Annotated in this window: 15 protein-coding genes, 2 pseudogenes and 1 riboswitch; of the genes and pseudogenes, 10 read left to right on the top strand and 7 right to left on the bottom strand. The window is 34.1% G+C overall.

Going from position 1 to position 21,040, the window contains the following annotated elements:
- Positions 1-493 precede the first annotated feature (493 nt).
- The 4 genes from Q9306_RS10385 to Q9306_RS10400 all read left to right on the top strand — a co-directional run bounded on the left by Q9306_RS10385 (position 494) and on the right by Q9306_RS10400 (position 6,149).
- Positions 494-1,219 (top strand): response regulator transcription factor, encoded by a 726-nt coding sequence (locus tag Q9306_RS10385; protein ID WP_306198006.1) that lies wholly within the window; start codon positions 494-496, stop codon positions 1,217-1,219.
- Entirely contained in the window at positions 1,216-2,274 is a 1,059-nt protein-coding gene (locus Q9306_RS10390; RefSeq protein ID WP_306198008.1) for a sensor histidine kinase, read from the top strand. Before Q9306_RS10385 ends, Q9306_RS10390 begins: the two co-directional genes overlap by 4 nt.
- Positions 2,275-2,361: 87 nt before the next feature.
- On the top strand, positions 2,362-2,847 hold the full coding sequence (locus tag Q9306_RS10395) for a DM13 domain-containing protein (RefSeq protein ID WP_306198011.1): 486 nt from the start codon (positions 2,362-2,364) through the stop codon (positions 2,845-2,847).
- A gap of 1,112 nt (positions 2,848-3,959) precedes the next feature.
- Positions 3,960-6,149 carry an N-acetylmuramoyl-L-alanine amidase family protein gene (locus Q9306_RS10400; protein WP_306198013.1) on the top strand — a complete coding sequence of 730 codons (2,190 nt, stop codon included), beginning with the start codon at positions 3,960-3,962 and terminating at the stop codon, positions 6,147-6,149.
- Positions 6,150-6,563: 414 nt separating this feature from the next.
- Here Q9306_RS10400 and Q9306_RS10405 read toward each other — a convergent pair whose 3' ends face one another.
- Positions 6,564-6,791: a hypothetical protein gene (locus Q9306_RS10405; protein ID WP_306198015.1), complete on the bottom strand. Its 228-nt coding sequence runs from the start codon at positions 6,789-6,791 to the stop codon at positions 6,564-6,566.
- A 529-nt stretch (positions 6,792-7,320) separates the two neighbouring features.
- On the opposite strand from Q9306_RS10405, the gene Q9306_RS10410 reads away from it, so the two are divergent.
- The gene (locus Q9306_RS10410; RefSeq protein ID WP_306198017.1) at positions 7,321-7,533 is read left to right on the top strand and encodes a hypothetical protein; all 213 of its coding nucleotides are present in this window, start codon (positions 7,321-7,323) and stop codon (positions 7,531-7,533) included.
- 741 nt (positions 7,534-8,274) lie between these two features.
- Here the strand turns inward: Q9306_RS10410 and Q9306_RS10415 are convergent.
- Positions 8,275-8,461: pseudogene (locus Q9306_RS10415) on the bottom strand (hypothetical protein).
- 447 nt (positions 8,462-8,908) lie between these two features.
- Positions 8,909-9,415 (bottom strand): hypothetical protein, encoded by a 507-nt coding sequence (locus Q9306_RS10420; protein ID WP_306198019.1) that lies wholly within the window; start codon positions 9,413-9,415, stop codon positions 8,909-8,911.
- A gap of 164 nt (positions 9,416-9,579) precedes the next feature.
- Between Q9306_RS10420 and colA the strand changes: the two genes are divergently transcribed.
- The gene (gene colA, locus Q9306_RS10425) at positions 9,580-12,480 is read left to right on the top strand and encodes a collagenase ColA (RefSeq protein WP_306198022.1); all 2,901 of its coding nucleotides are present in this window, start codon (positions 9,580-9,582) and stop codon (positions 12,478-12,480) included.
- A 66-nt stretch (positions 12,481-12,546) separates the two neighbouring features.
- Positions 12,547-12,960: pseudogene (locus Q9306_RS10430) on the top strand (hypothetical protein); the annotation flags it as partial.
- Between the two features lie 162 nt (positions 12,961-13,122).
- Here Q9306_RS10430 and Q9306_RS10435 read toward each other — a convergent pair.
- Positions 13,123-14,025 (bottom strand): Nif3-like dinuclear metal center hexameric protein, encoded by a 903-nt coding sequence (locus Q9306_RS10435; protein WP_306198024.1) that lies wholly within the window; start codon positions 14,023-14,025, stop codon positions 13,123-13,125.
- 135 nt (positions 14,026-14,160) lie between these two features.
- On the opposite strand from Q9306_RS10435, the gene Q9306_RS10440 reads away from it, so the two are divergent.
- Positions 14,161-14,484: an iron-sulfur cluster biosynthesis family protein gene (locus tag Q9306_RS10440; protein ID WP_306198026.1), complete on the top strand. Its 324-nt coding sequence runs from the start codon at positions 14,161-14,163 to the stop codon at positions 14,482-14,484.
- A 118-nt stretch (positions 14,485-14,602) separates the two neighbouring features.
- On the opposite strand, the gene Q9306_RS10445 is transcribed toward Q9306_RS10440, so the two are convergent.
- Together Q9306_RS10445 and Q9306_RS10450 are read right to left on the bottom strand one after the other, a co-directional pair.
- Positions 14,603-16,297, bottom strand: a complete 1,695-nt coding sequence (locus tag Q9306_RS10445; RefSeq protein WP_306198028.1) for a glycosyltransferase family protein — start codon at positions 16,295-16,297, stop codon at positions 14,603-14,605.
- A 319-nt stretch (positions 16,298-16,616) separates the two neighbouring features.
- Positions 16,617-16,838, bottom strand: a complete 222-nt coding sequence (locus tag Q9306_RS10450) for a hypothetical protein (RefSeq protein WP_306198030.1) — start codon at positions 16,836-16,838, stop codon at positions 16,617-16,619.
- 356 nt (positions 16,839-17,194) lie between these two features.
- On the opposite strand from Q9306_RS10450, the gene Q9306_RS10455 reads away from it, so the two are divergent.
- Entirely contained in the window at positions 17,195-17,566 is a 372-nt protein-coding gene (locus Q9306_RS10455; RefSeq protein ID WP_306198032.1) for an ATP synthase subunit I, read from the top strand.
- A gap of 151 nt (positions 17,567-17,717) precedes the next feature.
- Here the strand turns inward: Q9306_RS10455 and pckA are convergent, their stop codons facing one another.
- Positions 17,718-19,304 carry a phosphoenolpyruvate carboxykinase (ATP) gene (gene pckA, locus Q9306_RS10460; RefSeq protein WP_306198203.1) on the bottom strand — a complete coding sequence of 529 codons (1,587 nt, stop codon included), beginning with the start codon at positions 19,302-19,304 and terminating at the stop codon, positions 17,718-17,720.
- Positions 19,305-19,523: 219 nt separating this feature from the next.
- Positions 19,524-19,646: riboswitch (SAM riboswitch) on the top strand.
- Between the two features lie 164 nt (positions 19,647-19,810).
- Between pckA and metK the strand changes: the two genes are divergently transcribed.
- The gene (gene metK, locus Q9306_RS10465) at positions 19,811-21,010 is read left to right on the top strand and encodes a methionine adenosyltransferase (protein WP_020060222.1); all 1,200 of its coding nucleotides are present in this window, start codon (positions 19,811-19,813) and stop codon (positions 21,008-21,010) included.
- Positions 21,011-21,040 lie beyond the last annotated feature (30 nt).

Genomic DNA, 21,040 nt, shown 5'->3' on the forward strand with positions numbered 1-21,040 from the left:
ATTTTTCGACATATAAGTTGCTGTTATGCAGACTGCAACACCACCTGTACTCGCTTTTTCCCTTTGTTTTAAAACATCGCATGTGGCAGGAAAAGGCCCTGACCGCTTCTATGCACGGCCAGATGCTCTCGTCCTCCCCTAAAAAGAAAGAGGTTTTTATGTCGGTTTTTTAATTCGTATTTATATAGTATCGATAATTTGTAACAAAGTCTCCATTGATAGCAATGGAGACTTATATTATGTAAAAAAGCCATTCTACTTCTATGCTCAAAATTTAAAAATTTCGATATAATCCTTCATCGGTTGCAAATATACCGTATTCTCTTTTTTGTATAATGGATTCTCATGATTGTTTTATGAATATATGGCTATGGCACTTGACTTGGGATGGGTATATTGTTAATTATTATATTTAAATAAAAGGTTATTATGAGTGTTTTAAATAAGAGAAATGTTTTTACATTATTATAAAAGAACAGCGGGGATTCTAGTTATGAAAAAAAGAATTGTAATTGTGGAAGATGAAGAGAATATTAGAGAAATATGTAAGCGGTATTTAGAGAGGGAAGGGTATGAAGTATATACAGCTGAAAATGGAGCAGAGGGCTGGGATGCATTTCAACAATATCAGCCAGATTTAATGATTTTAGACTTAATGATGCCCAAAAAAGATGGTTGGGAACTATGTGAGGAAATTCGTCAACAATCTAATGTTCCTATTATTATGTTAACTGCTCGGGGAGAGGAAAGAGATCGAATTTTAGGTTTAACAATGGGAGCAGATGATTATGTGACAAAGCCGTTTTCGCCGCGTGAATTAGTATTGAGGGTTCAAATTATATTAAGAAGAGGAAGTCAGCCAGCAGTACAAACGAAAGAACCAGAATCGGAGCTAGAATTAGAAGTGATAGAGTTCTCAGATTTGGAGATTTATCCAACGAAGAGATGTGTATTTGTTTGTGGACATGAGGTTGAGTTAACAGTGAAAGAGTTTGAAGTACTTTATACGATGGCAAAACATCCAAAACAAGTGTTTTCTCGGTCGCAACTTCTTGAACAGATTTGGGAGTTTGAATATGACGGATGCACAAATACAGTAACGGTGCTAATGAGTCGCTTACGCGAAAAATTAGATAAGCATACGACAAAGAACCGTTGGATTCATACAGTTTGGGGCATAGGGTATCGTTTTGATCCAAATGGAGGAAATGAAGCATGAAACTACGTTATCAATTGTTACTGATGAATTTATTAAGCACGAGTATCATGGTCATTGCGATATGGTATAGTGATACGAAAATGTTCTTGGCACCGGAACAAACACGGTTATTAACAGGAATTGCGCTTATAGCAATGCTTTTGTCAACGTTTATTTATTGGTTATTAACACGTCCTATTATGAGATCGATTCAAAATTTAATCGCATTAACGCAACAATTTAGTGATCGACAATTTGAAACAATCTATATAATTGGACAGGAACCACGAGAGTTTAAAGAACTCGCAACAGCTTTTCAAAAGATGGCTAAAAAGTTAGAAGAAGGGTTTACGAAGTTAGAAGAAGGGGAAAAAGCACGTACAGAGCTCATTGCGAATATTTCACATGACTTACGAACCCCTATAGCCAGCATACAATTGATGATAGAAGCACTACAAGATGATGTGATTGAAGACCCTGACATGAAAAAGCAGTACTTAGCGACTATATTACAGGAAATACAAAGACTAAATGGCTTAATTAATAATTTATTCGATCTTTCTAAGTTAGAACTCGGGCAAGAAGAGTTTTATCCAACTTTAACACATGTGGACAGAGTGTTAATAGACGTACTAGATTCACATTCTATTTTACTAGAGGAAAAACAGATGCATTTAGAAATACATGTTTCTGATACATTGCCTCAGCTTTGGATGATGCCATGTAAAATAGTACGTGTGATTAGTAACTTGTTACATAATGCGATTCGATATTCTCCTGCATCTTCTACAATTGAGCTGATTGTGCAGGAAAATAAGCAGAAGCAGTATGTTCAATTTATTGTGCGTGACGAAGGAGAAGGCATTTCATACAATGATCAATTACGCATATTTGAGCGTTTCTATAGAACAGATCAGTCAAGAAGTTCACAATCTGGCGGATCGGGGCTTGGGTTAGCTATTGCGAAGTCATTAGTTGAAATGCATAAAGGAGACATTGGTGTGCGCGATCGCATAGATGGAAAACAAGGAAGTGAATTTTGGTTTACACTTCCTATCACATCAGAAAAGAAATAAGGCGTGAAAGACTTTTGTAATAGTTATGTTATGAAAATGAGAGATTTTCTTGCTAATATATAAGTGTTAGAGGAGGGAATTTAACTTATGAAAAGAAAATATATATTCCTTATCGGAGCATTTATAATTGTTGGGGGGATATTGTGGTCCTTGTTCCGCCCAGAGAAATTATTTATTGATAAGAAAGTAAATGAAACATTGCCGCAAACAGAAATGAAGTCAAAAGAAACGAAGCAGGTAATAAGTGAAGGGCAGTTTCAAAGCGGTGTCCATGAAACAACGGGAACAGCAACAATTCACCAATTAGCAGATGGAAAACGTATTTTACGCCTTAGTAATTTTGCAACTTCTAACGGTCCAGACGTTCGAGTTGTGTTGGTTCCTACGAAGCAATTGAAAAATAATGAAGATGTTAAAAATTATAAGTATATTGAATTAGGAAAATTAAAGGGCAACAAAGGCGATCAAAACTATGAAATTCCTGATGAGATAGATGTAAGTACATACGGAGCAGTTTCTGTATGGTGTAAGAGATTTAACGAGAATTTTGGTGCAGCCTATTTTGCAAAATAAGAAATAATAAAAGCAGGTAATAGAATTGAAGTCTATTGCCTTTTTTTGTATATAAATCTATTTTAAGTTTTCGAAGTAAAAGTCGTTGTTATGCATGGTTAGATTCTCTAGCTCATCTAAAAAGAAAAGTAGATAAATTGGAAGAGAAAATAATTAAGGGCAATAAATTCATTTAGCTCATTAAAACAAATGAAAGGAAGCGGCTTGTTTCAAGAAATAACAACCCCCACAGAGAACAAGAATGTTCTTTGTGGGGGTTGTTATTTTAAAAAGGCTTGGGGGAAGCTCTTTTTTATTTCGTCATGCCTGTAAATATTGCGATATCAAAATATACAGTTAATGGGTTGATTCGCGCATGTATTCGCGATAAGTTTATCTTACTTTTAATATCTTTCAAATTACTTTCATAAATGTTATAAAAGTCTTTCATAAATATTACAAAAGTCTTTCTTTGACTGCAAAGACTTTCAGGCAATAGGAATGAAAAGTAAGTGAATAGCAGTCTCTAATGCATGTTAACAATAATCTTAATTAATGGGATTTAAAAGCAACAATTGTTAATGCTCTTCGAGAATATTTATTGCTTTTTCAAGTAAAACATCAAATGCATATGATATATATACTGTATTCTATAATACAATAACTGAAATAAGAGGCTGCAGATCACTTGCTCTATGCAATTGATCCACATACGAACAATCAAGAATTTCTCCTAATCGATTAAAAATACATCTCAAGTAACATTATATATTGCTTCTCCTTTATTCAAGCAATATGTACATGTCTTCTATTTTCAACACGCTGTAACCATTTTAACACTTGTTGATACATATTTTCTTAATAAGTATTTTAATCTCCTCACATGAATATTTAATACTTTCCTTATTACAAATTAAGATCAACGAAAGCTTTTTGTAACATTTACGAAAGTCTTTTGTAATAGTTATGAAAGTAATTTGAAAGATATTTAAATTAAGATGGGATTCCGAACATTAAATTCTTTTTAATCAGTAGGGAAAAACATACATACATACATACATACATACATACATACATACATACATACATACATACATACATACATACATACATACAAAGTGAGGAATGGCGTTATGAAAAAAAATTTAAAAACAACTGGAATTGGAAAAAAGGTAATCCCTGCAACAGCAGCATTAGGTATTCTTTTTTCTATGGCCCCTGTTGCAGAAAATAAGGCTAGCGCAGGGATAGGTACGGTACTAGATGTAACGATTACTGCATTAGGTGCTGTAGCAAACATTTATGAGGGACTTGGATTAGCTCCAGGGGATATAGAACCAAGCACTACTATTGATGTATATGCAGAAAATATAGGTTACAAAGCTCCTAATTTTGCATCTGGGGAATTTAATATTTCCATGCATCATACAAAAGGTGATTCAAATTTTACTAAATCAGTTAAAGTACTCTATCCAAATGGGAAAATTGAAATTCATAAATTAAAATCTGGGCAGCAACTTAAAATTACTCAAGCGGGTATAATTATAGATCTAAACCCTGATGCAAAATCTGTCTCAGAACACGATCTTCTTTACATTACGCAAGCACAATTAGACGAAGGAAAGACCGGAGTTGTAATGAATCAAGATCACACTGCATTTGTAGAAAAAGCATCTGGTAAAAATCCAAGATTGCTTAATCCACTTTATAAAAAATATTCAGGCGATTCGGCTCAAGACTGGAGCGTGATTGTTTATAGTCAGGATGTCCTATTTGATTATATATCAAATAAATTATCAAATGAGCAAAAACAACTAGTAACATTGACTTCAAAACCAGTATCCAAAGATGTTCTTTGGAATTATCTCACAAGCGATTCTGAAGCTCTTGCAGATTTTCATGATCGATCAGTAAATATATTAGCAGATACGACTCAGGCTCTAGAAACATCTATTAGAGTAGGAAACTCTGTATTAGACGATAAACCTTATCAAATTATCCCAATTAAAAAAGGAAGCAATAAAGTAGTTGTAAAAAAAGGTTCAGAGTATCTTTCAGGGAAAGATAGAACTAAGTTCCAATATTCACATTCAATTGGGGATGACGAAATATTAGAACTTGTCCCAATCGAAAATTCTGATGACAATCAATTTAATCTGGTAAACAAGAATGGAGAACGTTTGGCGAATGATACCCTTCGTTTCAAAGGAAAAACAAACAATGAAATTCATAATTGGCTAAGAGAGTGGTATCCAGGTAAAGAAAATGAGAAACAGAAGCATGACGGGATACAGATAGTACCTGATGAAAAGGATTCTAGAATATGGACTGCAAAAGATTCTTCTGGGAACGTGATAAAAAACAGTTGGGTAAGATATGGTGGTGATCATTATCATTATGCAGGTTCTGATGGAGTTTTCGTGAAGGGCTGGCATGATGTTGAAGGGAAGACGTATTATTTTGGTTCAAATGGTGCATTCCGAGGAATGTATATTAACCCAGATATTGATGGTAAGCAATACCACTTTGATCATGAAGGTGTTTTGCAAAAATCAGCATGGCTAAATAAAAAATATTCTGATCATACTGGAGCATTTGTTAAAGAAGGTATACGAGAAATTGATGGTAAAATTTATTATTTCCAAAATTATGAGGCCACTACAAATGAACTGCGTCTAGAAGATCAATATACCATTCTTCACTTTGATGATAAAGGCGTACTTGAGAGAGTTACTGATCTGAATGGAAAAGCGCCAGGTAGCATAACTTATGTTACTCTTGACGAGAAAAAGGTAGCGTTTGAAAAAGATGGGTCTATTAGGAAAAAAGGAGTCTCTAAAATCTTTCTACCTGGAATTACTATGGAAGAAAAAGACCAGCCTACACTAGTTTATTACAGCTTGGAAGAAGGGCCTTTCTATTCTGGTTGGAAGGAAATCGATGGTAAAAAATATCATTTTCAGAATGGTAGACACTTTACTTTTGATGGTCATGAACCTATTGACGGAAAAAGATATTATTTTAATCAAGACGGAGAGGCTAAGTTAACTGGGTTTGATAAAGTTAATGGTAAAATATACCATTATAACGATAAAGGTGAAATGCAAACAGGGTGGCAAGAAATCAATGGTAAGTGGTATTACTTCGATGAGTCTGGAGCAGCTAAAATAGGATGGTTCCAAGTTGGTGGCGGATACCACTTCCCTGATTACGGATACTTTACTTATTATGCTAAAGAGGATGGTTCTATTTATACAGATACCAAGGTTGAAATTAATGGAAAAACCTATAAGTTTGACAGCCATGGACACAAAGGCTATTAAGTAATACAAAAAAAGTCTATTTTTATAAGTATCACTCGTTAAAAGGGATGCTTTTACCTGACTTAAGCATACAACCCTGAAAAACTAAAAATGACGGTTCCACTCAGTGAGTGAGAAAATCGTTTGAAGAGTTAGCTTATATATACAAAAATGGGTCATATTATGTACTGGATTTTATTCCTATAATATGGTCCATTTTATTTTTACAGGTATACTCATTTCTTGTTGATTCTATCTTTTGAGATTGACGAAAATATAAATATTTTTGCTCAATTGAAATCACTCTATGAAGCTTTGAGAATTTCTTACTGTACAAAAAAGTTGAAATGTATATAACCGCTCTAAAAAAGTAAACCCTAACTCAATTTGTATAGTATTGGAGGTGTAACAAATACATATAAAATTATCTCTCATTCAATTATTTCTGTTAATACTGAACTTATTTATATTTTCTTCAGCCATGCCATTTTTACCTTGGTTTATCGAGAGCGCTTTCGGATGGTTAGGGATCTTGGCTACTACTCCTTTATTGTTAATTATCGGTAGAATCATGCCACAACTAAAAAAAAGCGAAGGATTTTGCATAACAAGAACAAGACAAGTTGTTCCTTTTATTGCATCCATTGTTTCACTATGTATCATGTTATTACCTACCATTGAATTATCGATTGTAATAGCTCTTGCGGTGAATGGTTTAATGGCGATCATCACAATTGCATTTTTGTTGCAAGATTTCTATAGATTGAATAAAAAACATAAGTTCATAAGGTTTATTATATAAATCTGATTTAATTTTTCGACATCAATATGGTCGCTACTTACTTGCTCCCTTCCTTATTTTGTTTTAAACCTTGCATGTGGCAGGAAAGGGCACTGACCGCTTCTATGCATGGCCAGATGCTCTCGCCTGCCTAAAAAGAAAGAGGGCTTTTATGTCAATTTTTTAATTTATATTTATAGAGCTTGTTTATTTCTATCAGCCTTACAGAACTGTCATCTTTATGTAAGGTTAGTAGATAGTTTATTTAATATTTAAATGTAATAATAAAATCATAAGAAGTGATAATAAATTTTTAGAAATGATAAGAAAGTGTTGTTCGTAGTTATAACAACAACTAAAAAATGATTGAGAAAAAATTCAATATATACATAATAAATGGAGGTAAATGTAATGGCTTTAAAATTATTCGGTATCGTTCTTGGAGTGGTATTAATCTTATGGGGTTTATATAGAATGAAAAGAGATGATGCATTCGTAGGAAAAACTCAAACAAGAAAAAATCTTTTCAATTTGTTGATTCTTGGAGAGGCTTCTGGGTTAGGACAATTATTAGGTGGAATTCTACTTGTCATTTTAGTAATCGTATCCTTTATAATAAAATAATTTGCAAATAAAAGGAGCTAAGATCTATAGTTTAGCTCCTTTTGTTGTGATAAAACCTTTAAGTAAGATTAATAATTTTTCTAGGTAAGGAGGGGGTAGCATTAGCAACCTATAAATTCCGTGTTCGCTATCTACCCTCTCACGATAAACTCTTGTATATATTTAAACTATATCTTATAATCTAGATACGGACATTTATTAAAGCGGTAAGTTATTACCAATCCATTTTCTTACCTTTTTTCAACAAATCTTTTTCGATGAACCTAGTTTCCTTAGGTTCTTTTTTTTATGCAACAACTAAAGTATATAAATCAATTTTAATTTTTCGACATATAGATTGCAACTATGAAGAGGGTCCTGCACTTATTGTCTACTTTTGTTTTCAAACCTTGCACGTGGCAGGAAAAGGCCCTGACCGCTTCTATGCATGGCCAGCCCTTCTCGCCCATTTAAAAAAATGCTTTTCTGTCGGTTTTTCATAAAGTAACTGAGTAGTTACCTTTTTTCTAATAATTCTTCATTTCAATTCTTTTGAGTTTCACGTTTGTTGAACTAGTTGATTATATAAAAAAAGTACCCTCCACAATCAGAAATCTTTTCAGATGTGGCGGGTTATTCTTTGAATCGTTTCCGTCCCTTTAGGGATCTTACTCATACAAATGATCTGCATATCAATAATACATCTTTAATATACAGATCATTTGTATGATAATTCTTATAAATAATAACTGAATGATAAACTTACATAAATGCTTTTAAAAGTTCTTGAACTAATGGAAGTACTCCGCCTATAAATTTCAAAACTGCCATTGCGATTTCCATATTATTTCCTCCTCTTTTTGTGTGTTAAGATGTGATACATCTTTATACTTCTATTATAGTAAGCGCTTACAATTATATCAACACATTTTAATATGCAATATTGCATATTAAAATGTGTTTTAAACTCTCTTCTTTTTTTATCCTCTTTACAAAAGGGACATTTTAAAGGGATATTTTTCATCATTTTTAAATTAATATAGTTCGTTCACATCTAAATCGAATAATTTTAAGGGGAATATATGCCAATCCTCTTATATAGGGGAATAACACATGCCCCTCAACTTAAGTAATTTTAATACTTTCAAATATACAAAAACGTTATTTTTATGCCGCTACTGGTACTTTACTTAGCCTTGAGGGTTTAAATGCTAAAGCAGATACAATAACTAAAAAATGATTAAGAAAAAGTTCAATATATACATAATAAGTGAAGGTAAATATAATGATTTTAAAATTATTACTGATCGTTATTGGAGTGGCATTAATCTCATGTATCTTTTATCATTAAATAATTTGCAAATAAAAACCACCCGTGATAATGGGTGGTTTTTGTTTACGGATGGTAAACTCCAAATGCGTAATGATAAACAGTATCCTCATTAACTGTCGGAATTGGGTTAGTTTTGTTAGGTCCATTGTAATATCCAAGAGTTACAATGTCATAATAATGTGTTGATCTTGAAGCATCAAAAGTGTACTCTCCCTTACCAGTAGGGATTTCTGTTGAACCTTCAAATGCACCATTTTCTCCTACAGTACATAAAATATCCTTTTTAGAAAAAGACATAACGGCATCGAAATAAATGTAAAAAGTTGTACCAGCAGGTACTGCTTTTCCTTCTGCATCATATGCAAAACCTTTAAATGTGGCATTTTTATGTGCATTAACACGATACTTCTTACCTTGGCCATAGTTAATGTACTCATTATTACCTATGTTAGTAATTTGTACTTTGTTTACAAGTGGAGTGTTTTCAGCTGCACTTGCATTAGTGTTTGGTAACATAAAACTAAACACCATTAATCCAATAAACATAAGTGACGATATAATTTTCTTCATCATTAAATCCTCCTGTATATTTTTTACAACCCAAATTTTACATGTTTTGAAAATATATTTCAATATCTTTATATAATAATACAATATGCAATATTGCATATTGTATTATTTTGTTGTAATAATATGTTATTTTTTGAAAGGAAAATATAAATGGAGGTAGTATTATGAACAAGAAATCAAAATTTACCCAAATGATGCTAGGCATTAGTACAATGGCCTTATCATTTGGAAGTATTCAAACACAAGTGTCAGCGGAAGAAAACACACCTTATAATGTATTGCAAAAGAAACCAATTGGGATAGAAACTTCAACAGATGAAATTGCACATTCTACAATAGCAGACGAAATGTTGTCTTATGAAGAACGTTTAAAAGTAGGCGATTTTTCACAACGTCCAGCTAAGGCCGTGAAACGAGCAGCGGCAAAACAATATCAGCAAAAGTACTCTGTGGCAGAGCTGAATAGAATGAGTGATGACGAATTAATTGATACATTAGCAAATGTTAGTTGGGAGCAAATCATAGATTTAGGTCAATTTAATGAAGAAACAAAAGCGTTTTATCAAAATAAAGAGCGAATACAAGTTATTATTGATGAATTAGGTCGCCGCGGAAGCACATTTACACAAGATGATACAAAAGGAATTGAGACGTTTGTTGAAGTATTATATTGCGGTTTTTATTTAGGCTTTAATAATAAAGAATTAGACTATTTAAATGAGCAAAGCTTCCATGATAAATGTTTACCGGTATTAAAAGCAATTGCAAAAAATCCGAATTTTAAACTTGGTACAGATAAACAGGATACAGTGGTATCTGCATACGGTAAATTAATTAGAAGTGCTTCTTGTGATGCTGAAACGGTTCAATATGCAGGGAATATATTAAAACAGTATAACGATAATCTTTCTACATATGTAAATGACAAGAATAAGGGAGATGCTTTGTATAATCTTCTCCAAGCGATTGATGAGGATATACAGTCTTACGTGAGTGGTACAAGAAAAAAAGCAGATGAAACAATATGGTATGGGAAAATTGATGATTTTATAAATGAAATCAGTCGACTGGCTCTTCTGAATCAAATGACACCAGAAAATACTTGGTTAATTAATAACGGTGTTTATTATACTGGTCGTTTCGGGAAATTCCATAGTGATTCAAATAAACCTTTAGAAGTACTTACACAAGCAATGCGTATGTATCCTCGTTTTAGTGAAGCTTATTTTAATGCTGTGCAAGGAATCGCAACAAACTATGGTGGAAAAGATTACAACGGAAATACAGTAGATTTACAGAAAATTCGTGAGGAAGGCCAACAGCAGTACTTACCAAAAACGTATACATTCGATGACGGTTCTATCGTATTTAAAACAGGAGATAAAGTAACGGAAGAAAAGGTTAAGAGACTGTACTGGGCTGCTAAAGAAGTAAAGGCGCAATATCATCGTGTCATTGGAAAAGATGCAGCGTTAGAAGCCGGAAAAGCTGATGATGTACTGACAATTGTAATTTATAATAGTCCAGATGAATATAAACGAAATAGTCAACTATATGGATATGACACGAATAATGGTGGGATTTACATTGAAGGAGTTGGAACGTTCTTTACATATGAGCGTACACCGCAGCAAAGCCGTTATAGTTTGGAAGAATTGTTCCGTCATGAGTTTACACACTATTTACAGGGAAGATACGAAGTTGCAGGGTCATGGGGACAAGGAGAAATGTATCAAGATCAACGCTTAACTTGGTTTGAAGAAGGAAATGCAGAGTTTTTTGCGGGATCGACTCGCACGAATAATGTTGTTCCACGCCAAAGTGTAATTAGCGGGTTATCATCTGATCCTGCACAGCGTTATACAGCAGAACGAACATTATTTTCGAAATATGGAGACGGACCAGATAAATGGGACTTTTATAATTATTCTTTTGCACTGCAGTCTTATCTATATACTCATCAATTTGAAACTTTCGATAAGATTCAAGATTTAATTCGTACAAATGATGTGAATGGTTATGATACATATCGTGAAGCTTTAAGTAAGGATCCAAATTTAAATAAAGGATACCAAGACTATATGAAGCAGTTAGTTGATAATCAGGGTACATATAATACCCCGCAAGTATCAGATGATTATTTAGCTGACCATGCACCAAAGCCACTAGCTGAGGTAAAGAAAGACATTACAGATGTAGCAAAGATAAAAGATGCAACAATGACAAAGCATAAGTCTCAATTCTTTGACACGTTTACATTAGAAGGAACATATAGGGGCGGCGTAACAAAAGGAGAATCTGAGGATTGGAAAACGATGAGCAAGAAAATCAATCAATCTTTAGAACAGTTAACGCAAAAAGAATGGAGCGGCTACAAAACAGTTACAGCGTATTTTGTCAACTATCGTGTGAATGCGAAAAATCAATTTGAATACGATGTTGTATTCCATGGCGTTGCAACGGGAGAAGAAGAAAAACAGACTGTTAAAGTAAATATGAATGGACCGTACAATGAGATATTAAATGAAAAAGTTGAGTTTCATAGTGATGGTACAGAAAGCACAGGCGGAAAAATTGTTTCTTATCTTTGGGATTTTGGAGATGGTACAACAAGTACAGAAGCAAATCCTACTCATGTATATGGAAAAGAAGGAACATATACTGCAAAGCTAACAGTGAAAGATAATAAAGGAAAAGTGAGCCGAGGACAAACAACGGTTACCATAAAAAAGGATGAGCCGGCAGGTCATAACTATCAAGAGGCAAAGGTACTTAGTTTTAATAAGCTTTCAAAAGGAAATATGGATCGACCTAATATGGCGTATATGTACACATTCAATGTCACATCTCCAAAAGAAGTAGATATTTCTTTTATAGATGAACAGGGAATTGGGATAAAATGGGATGTGTATCACGAATCAGATCTAGGAAATCCTGTCATTACGGGCCAGGCGGATGGAAATAATATTAAAGGGAAATTTGAAGCGAAACCTGGGAAGTATTATTTAGTTGCGTTTTTTGAAGAGGAAAATAGAAATGGAACATATTCATTAATAGTAAAGTAAATCTACTTATGATTTATATATAGGATAGTTGTACAAGCTTCCTCCTATCATTTTTCCTATCATATTATGAAAAATGATAGGAGGTTTATTCATTTGAGGAATAATTTCAATGAAAACAATGCCCAGCTTTCACCGCCTTGGAACACATATTTTAATGAAATCAAATTTTCTATCGGGGCAGATCCAGGAGCAACAGTTGGACCACTTATTCCTGCTGGTAACAATTATATTATTCTCGTAACAGTAACAGGGAATGAAAAAGCGAGAGCACTTGCAACACTTCTCAAACCTACAATGAATTTTGGAAATGTGAATGTAAACATTTTTGTTTCAAATAGAGAAGGGCAGCTCGTTTCGCCGTTACCTTGTCCGTTAAATGCGTTTGGAATAACATCTTTAGTTCAAGTGGCATTAGAAGGGAATCCGTATTTTGCGAAAGTAGTTGCACAGCCCCAATTACCGGGTGGAAAGAATGTGGTGTGCCAATTTTGTTTTCTACAAATTGTAATGAAACAAGAGCAGTTAGTGAAAAGAAAGCGGATGTTGAGATGAAAAATAAAGGTATCTTACCGCGTCTTTTTTATAAATGAAAAGAATATCTTAAAGCAACCAAATGCATGATGAATTTGGTTGCTTTCTAGATTAATACCACCATTTCTCCTGCGGCAGCAAGACAACATTTACATTGAAATTTTGCGCAAACCAATCATACATGAGTGTCTTTTTTACTAAATACTCCGATGCAGAGTGGGAAACACCAATGAGTGACATATTTGTATGCGGTATGTACTCTTTCATGATGGCATATTTCTTTTTGCCGTAGTCGTTATCAATATGACAATGCACTTCCCCGGTAATATAAGCCTGCGCTCCTTTTTCCTCAGCTTCTTGCATCATGCTCACTTTATCACCGCAGCCAGCGATAATTGCGATTTTCGTAATATGAGAACGTGTTTGTCCTTCAAAGTCTACATACGGGATGTCAAAAATCTGTTTTGCTTTTTCTATTAGTTCATTTGTATTGGTTGGGGCAATTTTACAAATCAATCCATCGCCATTAGCAAATGTTTCATTTACTGATGCGTGCAGTGCTTTAGCAATGGCGATACTTGTACCATATGTTTGATGGCGGTCCATTGGTGCATGGCATGTATATACGGATAGCCCTTTTTCTTTTATTGCTTGTAAATAATGCTCTGGAATAGGAACAAAACCGCGCCCTGGTAGGCCATGCGGATCGCCGCATTCCATAACAAGCGGGTGATGCATGAATAGTAAGTCTCCAGCTGTTCCTTCAGAAAGAAATCGATCCAGGACTTCGTCAGTTGGAAAAACAGCTAAAAAGACGTTGCGTACAACATCTGATCCCTTTATCATGAGCCCATTAAAGTATGTCACGAAATCATCTTCAAAGAATCTTTGCCAAGGAAACGAAATGGGATCATAAGCAGCTGGGAGGAAACGGCTAAACCCAGGGTCTATTCCATATTGGTGCACAGAAAATAATGAATGTAATTGATGTTCTATCTCTTGAAGTTTTGGCATGAGGAAAACCTCCTTTGGAAAAATATATCAATTCAATTATATAGTTAAAAGAATTTTCTGTATATATAAATCAAACCGATTCATAAAAAAGAATGCTACAATAGGATAATCGTGATAGATGTAGGAGGAAAAATAATGAATGTTACAGTGACGGATGCAGCATATGCGAAAATAAAAGAGATGATTCCGAGTGAGACAAAATATATAAAATTATTTTACGATACAGAGGGATGCGGCTGTGTGATGAGTGGCATTATTGACTTAGTTGCTGTGTCTGAAAAAGATGAGCGCGACGTAGAAATTTCATCAAACAAGTTTCAATTCATTGCCGATCGAACGAAGCTTGTTTTTATGGATGATAATTTGACTGTTGATTTTTCTGATGTCGGAGGAAACTTTCAATTAAAAAGTCCGAGTCAATATTATAATCCGAATATGAAGTTACATGTTCGGGTGTAATTGATGAAATAAAAAGAAGAAAGCAGATTATATTTGCTTTCTTCTAATTTATTACCAAACATAAAATATCAAAAATTAACGAATATTATTTATGGTAATTTCTTAGTGAAAAGTGAAATTAGGCATATTTTATTGCGGAATCTATGCTATGTTTCTTTTTTTTATTTCTTATAATGCTTCTTAAAAGAATGAAAATCATCAACATAATGAAAGTAGTAATAGAAGTGTAAAAGGAGAATTTTTGAATACCTGTTCCTGGGTATGATATTTCTATTTTACCTTTTCCTTGGATCGGTACTTCTATCAATCCGTTGTTAGACATTTTTACAGGAACTATTTTGTTGTTAATTTTCACTTCATAGCCTTTGTAATAAATCATTGGAAGTTCTAAGATATCTTTATTCTTTGCATCGAAATTTATATAAAGTTCATTGCCTTCCTTTACTATACGACTTAATTTCGTTGTATGATTTCTTGTTTTCACTTCGTCTTTCTTTCGTGATTTTAAAACATCAATCTTTGTAACAGAAGGTAGGTATTCAGAACCTGCACCTATATCGTATGAATCTTTAAAAGTTTGCTCTCCTCTAAATTGATTTTTGTCATGTATACGAAAATCTTTATAATATTGAGCTATTGTCGATGCATTATTGATTGATAGAGACAGAAGAATAACTAGCAAACCGATTAAATGATATTTTTTCTTAACAGCATAGGCTATATAAACAGAACAGCTAAATGCCATTAATAATGTTACAAGTGCAAAAAGTCTAAATGTGAATTGTATAACGTCTAGCATATGGAAGTGTTTCCATGGGAAATAGTTTGTTGTCATTAGTAAAAATATCATTGCGATTAATAAGCATTTGTCAGCAAAACTAATTATTGTATTTTTCTTTTTAATATTAAATCTATATATTAATGGTAAAAACGGAACGTATCCTAATCCTATAATTGCAGAACCTTTATTGTTTAATGTAATACTTCTCCATAATGTTCCAAGTGAATACATCGTATCGCTAGGTGTTGTCAAAGTATATGTATTGAGATAGAAGGTATTCGATGCCATTTGCTCTACCATTGGAAAAATAAAAAAAGATGATAGTAAGATTGTTACTCCGCCAGCAACAACAAAATAAATTATTTTTGTTTGGAGTCTATTAATTGAAAGGAGCAGGAAGAGCAGTAACATGCAAAAAGCTAATACACTTGATAAAACATGAGTATAAATTATTCCAGTGAACCCAATCGTTAAAATGTACCACTTTTTTTTCTGTCCATATAAAATTTCATAAATTCCATACAATATAACAGGAAGAAAGATAAACGCCAATGATTCCCCAAGTGCAGCTCTTTGATAAACATCGAATGCTCTATAGAGTGAAAAGACATACAATATAGTCATAAAGCTTGATGAAGTTACTTTTTTGCTCATTTTATAGGTACAATAATAAGTTACGCATGCTGTTGCTATTGTATAAATTATTATATAAGTTTTATAGGAAACAACTAAACTGTATCCTAAATTCAATAAAATAGCCATTGGAAATAGAAAGAGGTTAGAATAAAACCAATTTGTTGCATAACCATATCCATTTAAAAAGGTGCTATCAATGTAAAATGGGTAGTGAGATGTTTTGATTGCTTCAGCTAATCCGAATACACGATTTAAATGGAATCCTATATCATCTCCCGCCAATACTAAATCTTTGTCCCAAAATAAATTTATTTGTATAATAACACATATTAATATAAGAACGATGATAGCCAAGAATGCTAAAACATCTTTTTTATTAACCTTTATTAAATCCACGATTCTTTATCCTCCGTATATTTTGATTTATATATATTATATGGGAATATAAGGTTATCTTAACAAATAAACAGTAAATATTTTGTCTAATTTTTGTCTAATTTACGAATGGAAAGAAAAAGGTATTACTTATAAAAAAAGAGGAAATGTTTGAGTGCTATATTTCTCCTGTGAATGGCGAGATAAATATAGTACTCAAGATGTAGAGAGAAGCGAGGAAGATAGGTGGGAATAGTTCAATGGTCCTATGGTTTGTAAAGTTGGAGAAACAGGTAAAAGAAAATATATCAAAATAAGAAAGCAGAGTAGATCTACTTTCTTATTTTTTGATTTTCGGTAAGAAAATCAGATATAAAATTGCGATAACAAATGGAATCCAGTTAAGAAAAGGGAAGTGGAAATAAGTGACGAGAATCATACCAGTGAGAAGAACGCTGAGGACGGCATAGAAAACACTATGTTTTGGTGTATACCAATATAATGTTAAACCGATAAGAGCTGGAATAATAAAATGAATAAGAGCAATCAGAAAGAAGAGCAATGGAAGTCCCTCCTTTATTGTGAACTTACTATATCATATCCATATTTTGTTAGAATGATATCTTTTTTTATAAAAAATGTTTGAAAAAACGACACAATTCGACTCGTTATTTACAAAAGAAGTTTTGTATAATGTTATTTCTTAAACATATTTAACAATATAAACACTATCGAAATAGTTAGAACTATATAAATTCATTTGGATGTTCCAACATATAAAGCATTGCTATGGAGAAGTGATTTGTTTTTGTATTGCGTGTGATATGGAATGGATTACATTACATACATTCAACCGCCAGTGGTTTTTAAGTTGTGGATGAAGTAGATATAGAGATTTTGCAGTAGAGGAGTCAAAAGATGATCAATATGTCGTTACAAACATTTAAAGTACAAACGTATTATATTTTAGCATTTATGATGCTCGGCTGGGCATTTACTCCGTTTTCGCCGCATTTTTTAGGAATCGGTCTTGGTTTTCTAGTGAGCACGTATTGTGTTTGGATTTTAGGACGCCGCATTGAAAAAATCGGAGAGAGTATAGTGAAGAAAAGTAAGTCACCAACTCTTGGTATGATAAACAGATTTGCAGCAGCGATACTTGGTGCCATTATTATGTATGAAATTGAACATCATATGGTGATGTGGGCATTTGCTGTTGGTATTATGGGCGGATATATATTAATTGTGATTAATTTAGCATATTACAGTATGAAAGATACGGAGAAATAGGAAAGAGGCTTGCGAGATTACTCGTAAGCCTCTTTTTATATGTAAGTATGTGCATTACAAGAAAACGTGGGCTTTGTCGGTGAGTACTCGTTTTCTTGCAATAACAACATACTTATTCACATGATTTAGGATATTTCACAGTAAAGTCAGGTTAAGCGATTGGACCGCCAAGTTTTACAATTGTTTCAGAAACAGTATCAAATTTCTTGAAGTTTTCTTTGAACTTATTTGCAAGTTCAGTTGCTTTTACTTTATAAGCTTCTTTATCAGCCCATGTTTGTTCTGGCATTAATACTTCATCAGGTACACCAGGAACATGAAGTGGTACTTCAAGACCGAAGATATCATGTTTTGCTGTTTCAGTGTTGTCAAGCTCGCCGTTTAATGCAGCTTGCACCATTGCGCGTGTATGACCTAAGTTCATACGTTTTCCAACGCCATATTCGCCGCCAGTCCAGCCAGTGTTCACTAAGAATACTTTTGCACCATGTTTCTCGATTTTTTCACCAAGCATTTCTGCGTAGCGAGATGCATCAAGCGGTAAGAATGGAGAACCGAAGCATGTTGAGAATGTTGCTTGCGGTGAAGTAATACCGCGCTCAGTTCCTGCTAGTTTACTAGTGTAACCGCTTAAGAAATGATACATAGCTTGCTCTTTCGTTAATCTACTGATTGGAGGCAATACGCCGAATGCATCAGCAGTTAAGAAAATGATTGTATTTGGATGACCTGCAACGCTAGGTAATACGATGTTATCAATTGCATCAATTGGATAAGCTGCACGCGTATTTTCTGTTAGTGTTGTGTCATCGTAATTTGCAATGCGTGTATGCTCATCAAGCACAACGTTTTCTAAAACAGAGCCGAATTTAATTGCATCAAAGATTTGTGGCTCTTTCTCGTGAGATAAGTTCACACATTTAGCATAGCAACCGCCTTCAATATTAAACACACCGTTATCAGACCAACCGTGCTCATCATCACCAATTAATTTGCGATGTGGGTCAGCAGATAATGTTGTTTTCCCTGTTCCAGATAAACCGAAGAATAAAGCAACATCGCCTTCTTCGCCTACGTTTGCAGAGCAGTGCATAGAGAAAATGTCTTGCTCTGGAAGTAAGTAGTTCATGATAGAGAAGATTGATTTTTTCATTTCACCAGCGTATTCTGTACCACCGATTAACACGATACGCTTTTCAAAAGAAACGATAATAAATGTTTCTGAATTTGTACCGTCAACTTCTGGATCTGCTTTAAAGTTTGGTGCAGATACAATTGTGAATTGTGCATCATGATTTTGTAATTCTTCCTCAGTTGGACGAATGAATAATTGATGTGCAAATAAGTTATGCCAAGCGTATTCATTAATAACTTGAAGAGGAAGACGGTAGTTGCGGTCTGCTCCTGCAAATCCTTTGAATACGAATAGTTCTTCTTTTTCTTTTAAGTATTCCAACACTTTTGTATATAATTTATTGAAATGTTCTTCAGAAATTGGTTGGTTTACAGATCCCCAAGCAATTTTATCCGTAACAGATGCTTCGTCTACAATAAATTTATCTTTCGGAGAACGTCCTGTATATTTTCCTGTTGAAACAGAAACAGCGCCAGTAGAAGATAATTGACCTTCTTTTCTCATTAATACCTTTTCCGTTAATTGCGGAACGCTCAATTGAACCTGTGCATTGCTTCCGTTCAATAGTTCATGTAATCCAATTTGGACATTCGCAGTACTCATATTTATATACCATCCTTTATTTGATTTATGAATATTCATCGTAATCCCCACCAAAAGTATAACACAATCATATAAATAATGTATACTATTTATTTATTTTTGTTTGTGTTATTATATTATTTTTTTCCATAAATTTCTGGTGTGAAAAACTTATAGGAATATGTGTATTTGGATTGACAAATGAAAGTCATTTCTTTAGTATAGTTGAGGACGGATACTCTCTTATCCCGAGCTGGCGGAGGGACAGGCCCGATGAAGCCCGGCAACCTCACTTGTATGGATAACAAACAAGTGAATAGGTGCTTAAACCTGTGCGAGGCGAATAGTCTCGAGCGATAAGAGCGAAGGGCAAAAAGCAGTATGCAAGTAGCAAATACAACCTTTCCTCTATAAGGAAAGGTTTTTCTTTTGCACTTGTGTGGGAAAATACATGAATGTCGCAGTTTGTGGCAAATTAAGGATGAGTTCCGTACAATATATACAATTACTGTAGGGAGGTTTACCACATGACAAAAAAACGTCATCTGTTCACATCTGAATCTGTAACTGAAGGACATCCAGATAAAATTTGTGACCAAATTTCTGATTCTATTTTAGATGCAATCTTAGCAAAAGATGCAAACGCACGTGTAGCTTGTGAAACAACAGTAACAACTGGTTTAGTATTGGTAGCGGGAGAGATTACAACTTCTACTTATGTAGATATTCCAAAAATCGTTCGTGAAACAATTCAAGGAATCGGTTATACTCGTGCAAAATACGGATTCGATGCAGAAACTTGTGCAGTTTTAACATCTATCGATGAGCAATCTGCTGACATCGCAATGGGTGTTGACCAAGCGTTAGAAGCACGCGAAGGTCAAATGACTGACGAAGAGATTGAAGCAATCGGTGCTGGAGACCAAGGTTTAATGTTTGGTTTCGCATGTAATGAAACAAAAGAATTAATGCCACTTCCAATCTCACTAGCTCATAAATTAGCTCGTCGTTTAACGGAAGTTCGTAAAGATGACACATTACCATACTTACGTCCAGACGGTAAAACACAAGTAACAGTTGAGTATGATGAAAATGGTAAACCAGTTCGCGTCGACACAATCGTAATTTCTACGCAACATCATCCAGAAATTGCTTGGGAACAAATCGATCGCAACTTAAAAGAATTTGTAATTAAACCAGTTGTACCAGCTGAATTAATCGATGAAGAAACAAAATTCTTCATTAACCCAACTGGCCGCTTCGTTATCGGTGGACCACAAGGTGATGCTGGTTTAACAGGTCGTAAAATTATCGTAGATACTTACGGCGGATATGCTCGTCACGGCGGCGGTGCATTCTCTGGTAAGGATGCGACAAAAGTTGACCGCTCTGCAGCATACGCAGCTCGTTACGTTGCGAAAAACATCGTAGCAGCAGGACTTGCTGACAAAGCAGAAGTACAACTTGCATACGCAATCGGCGTAGCACAACCAGTTTCTATCTCTGTTGATACATTCGGCACTGGTAAAGTATCTGAAGAAGTACTAGTAGAACTAGTTCGCAGCAACTTCGATCTTCGTCCAGCTGGTATCATCAAAATGTTAGACTTACGTCGCCCAATTTACAAACAAACAGCAGCTTACGGCCACTTCGGACGTACTGATGTAGATCTTTCATGGGAACGTACAGACAAAGCTGAAGCTTTAAAAGAGCAAGCTGGTCTATAATATAGGAAGAAACACGGAGCTGAGCAAATT

This window comes from Bacillus multifaciens, from assembly GCF_030756675.1.
GTDB lineage: Bacteria > Bacillota > Bacilli > Bacillales > Bacillaceae_G > Bacillus_A > Bacillus_A multifaciens.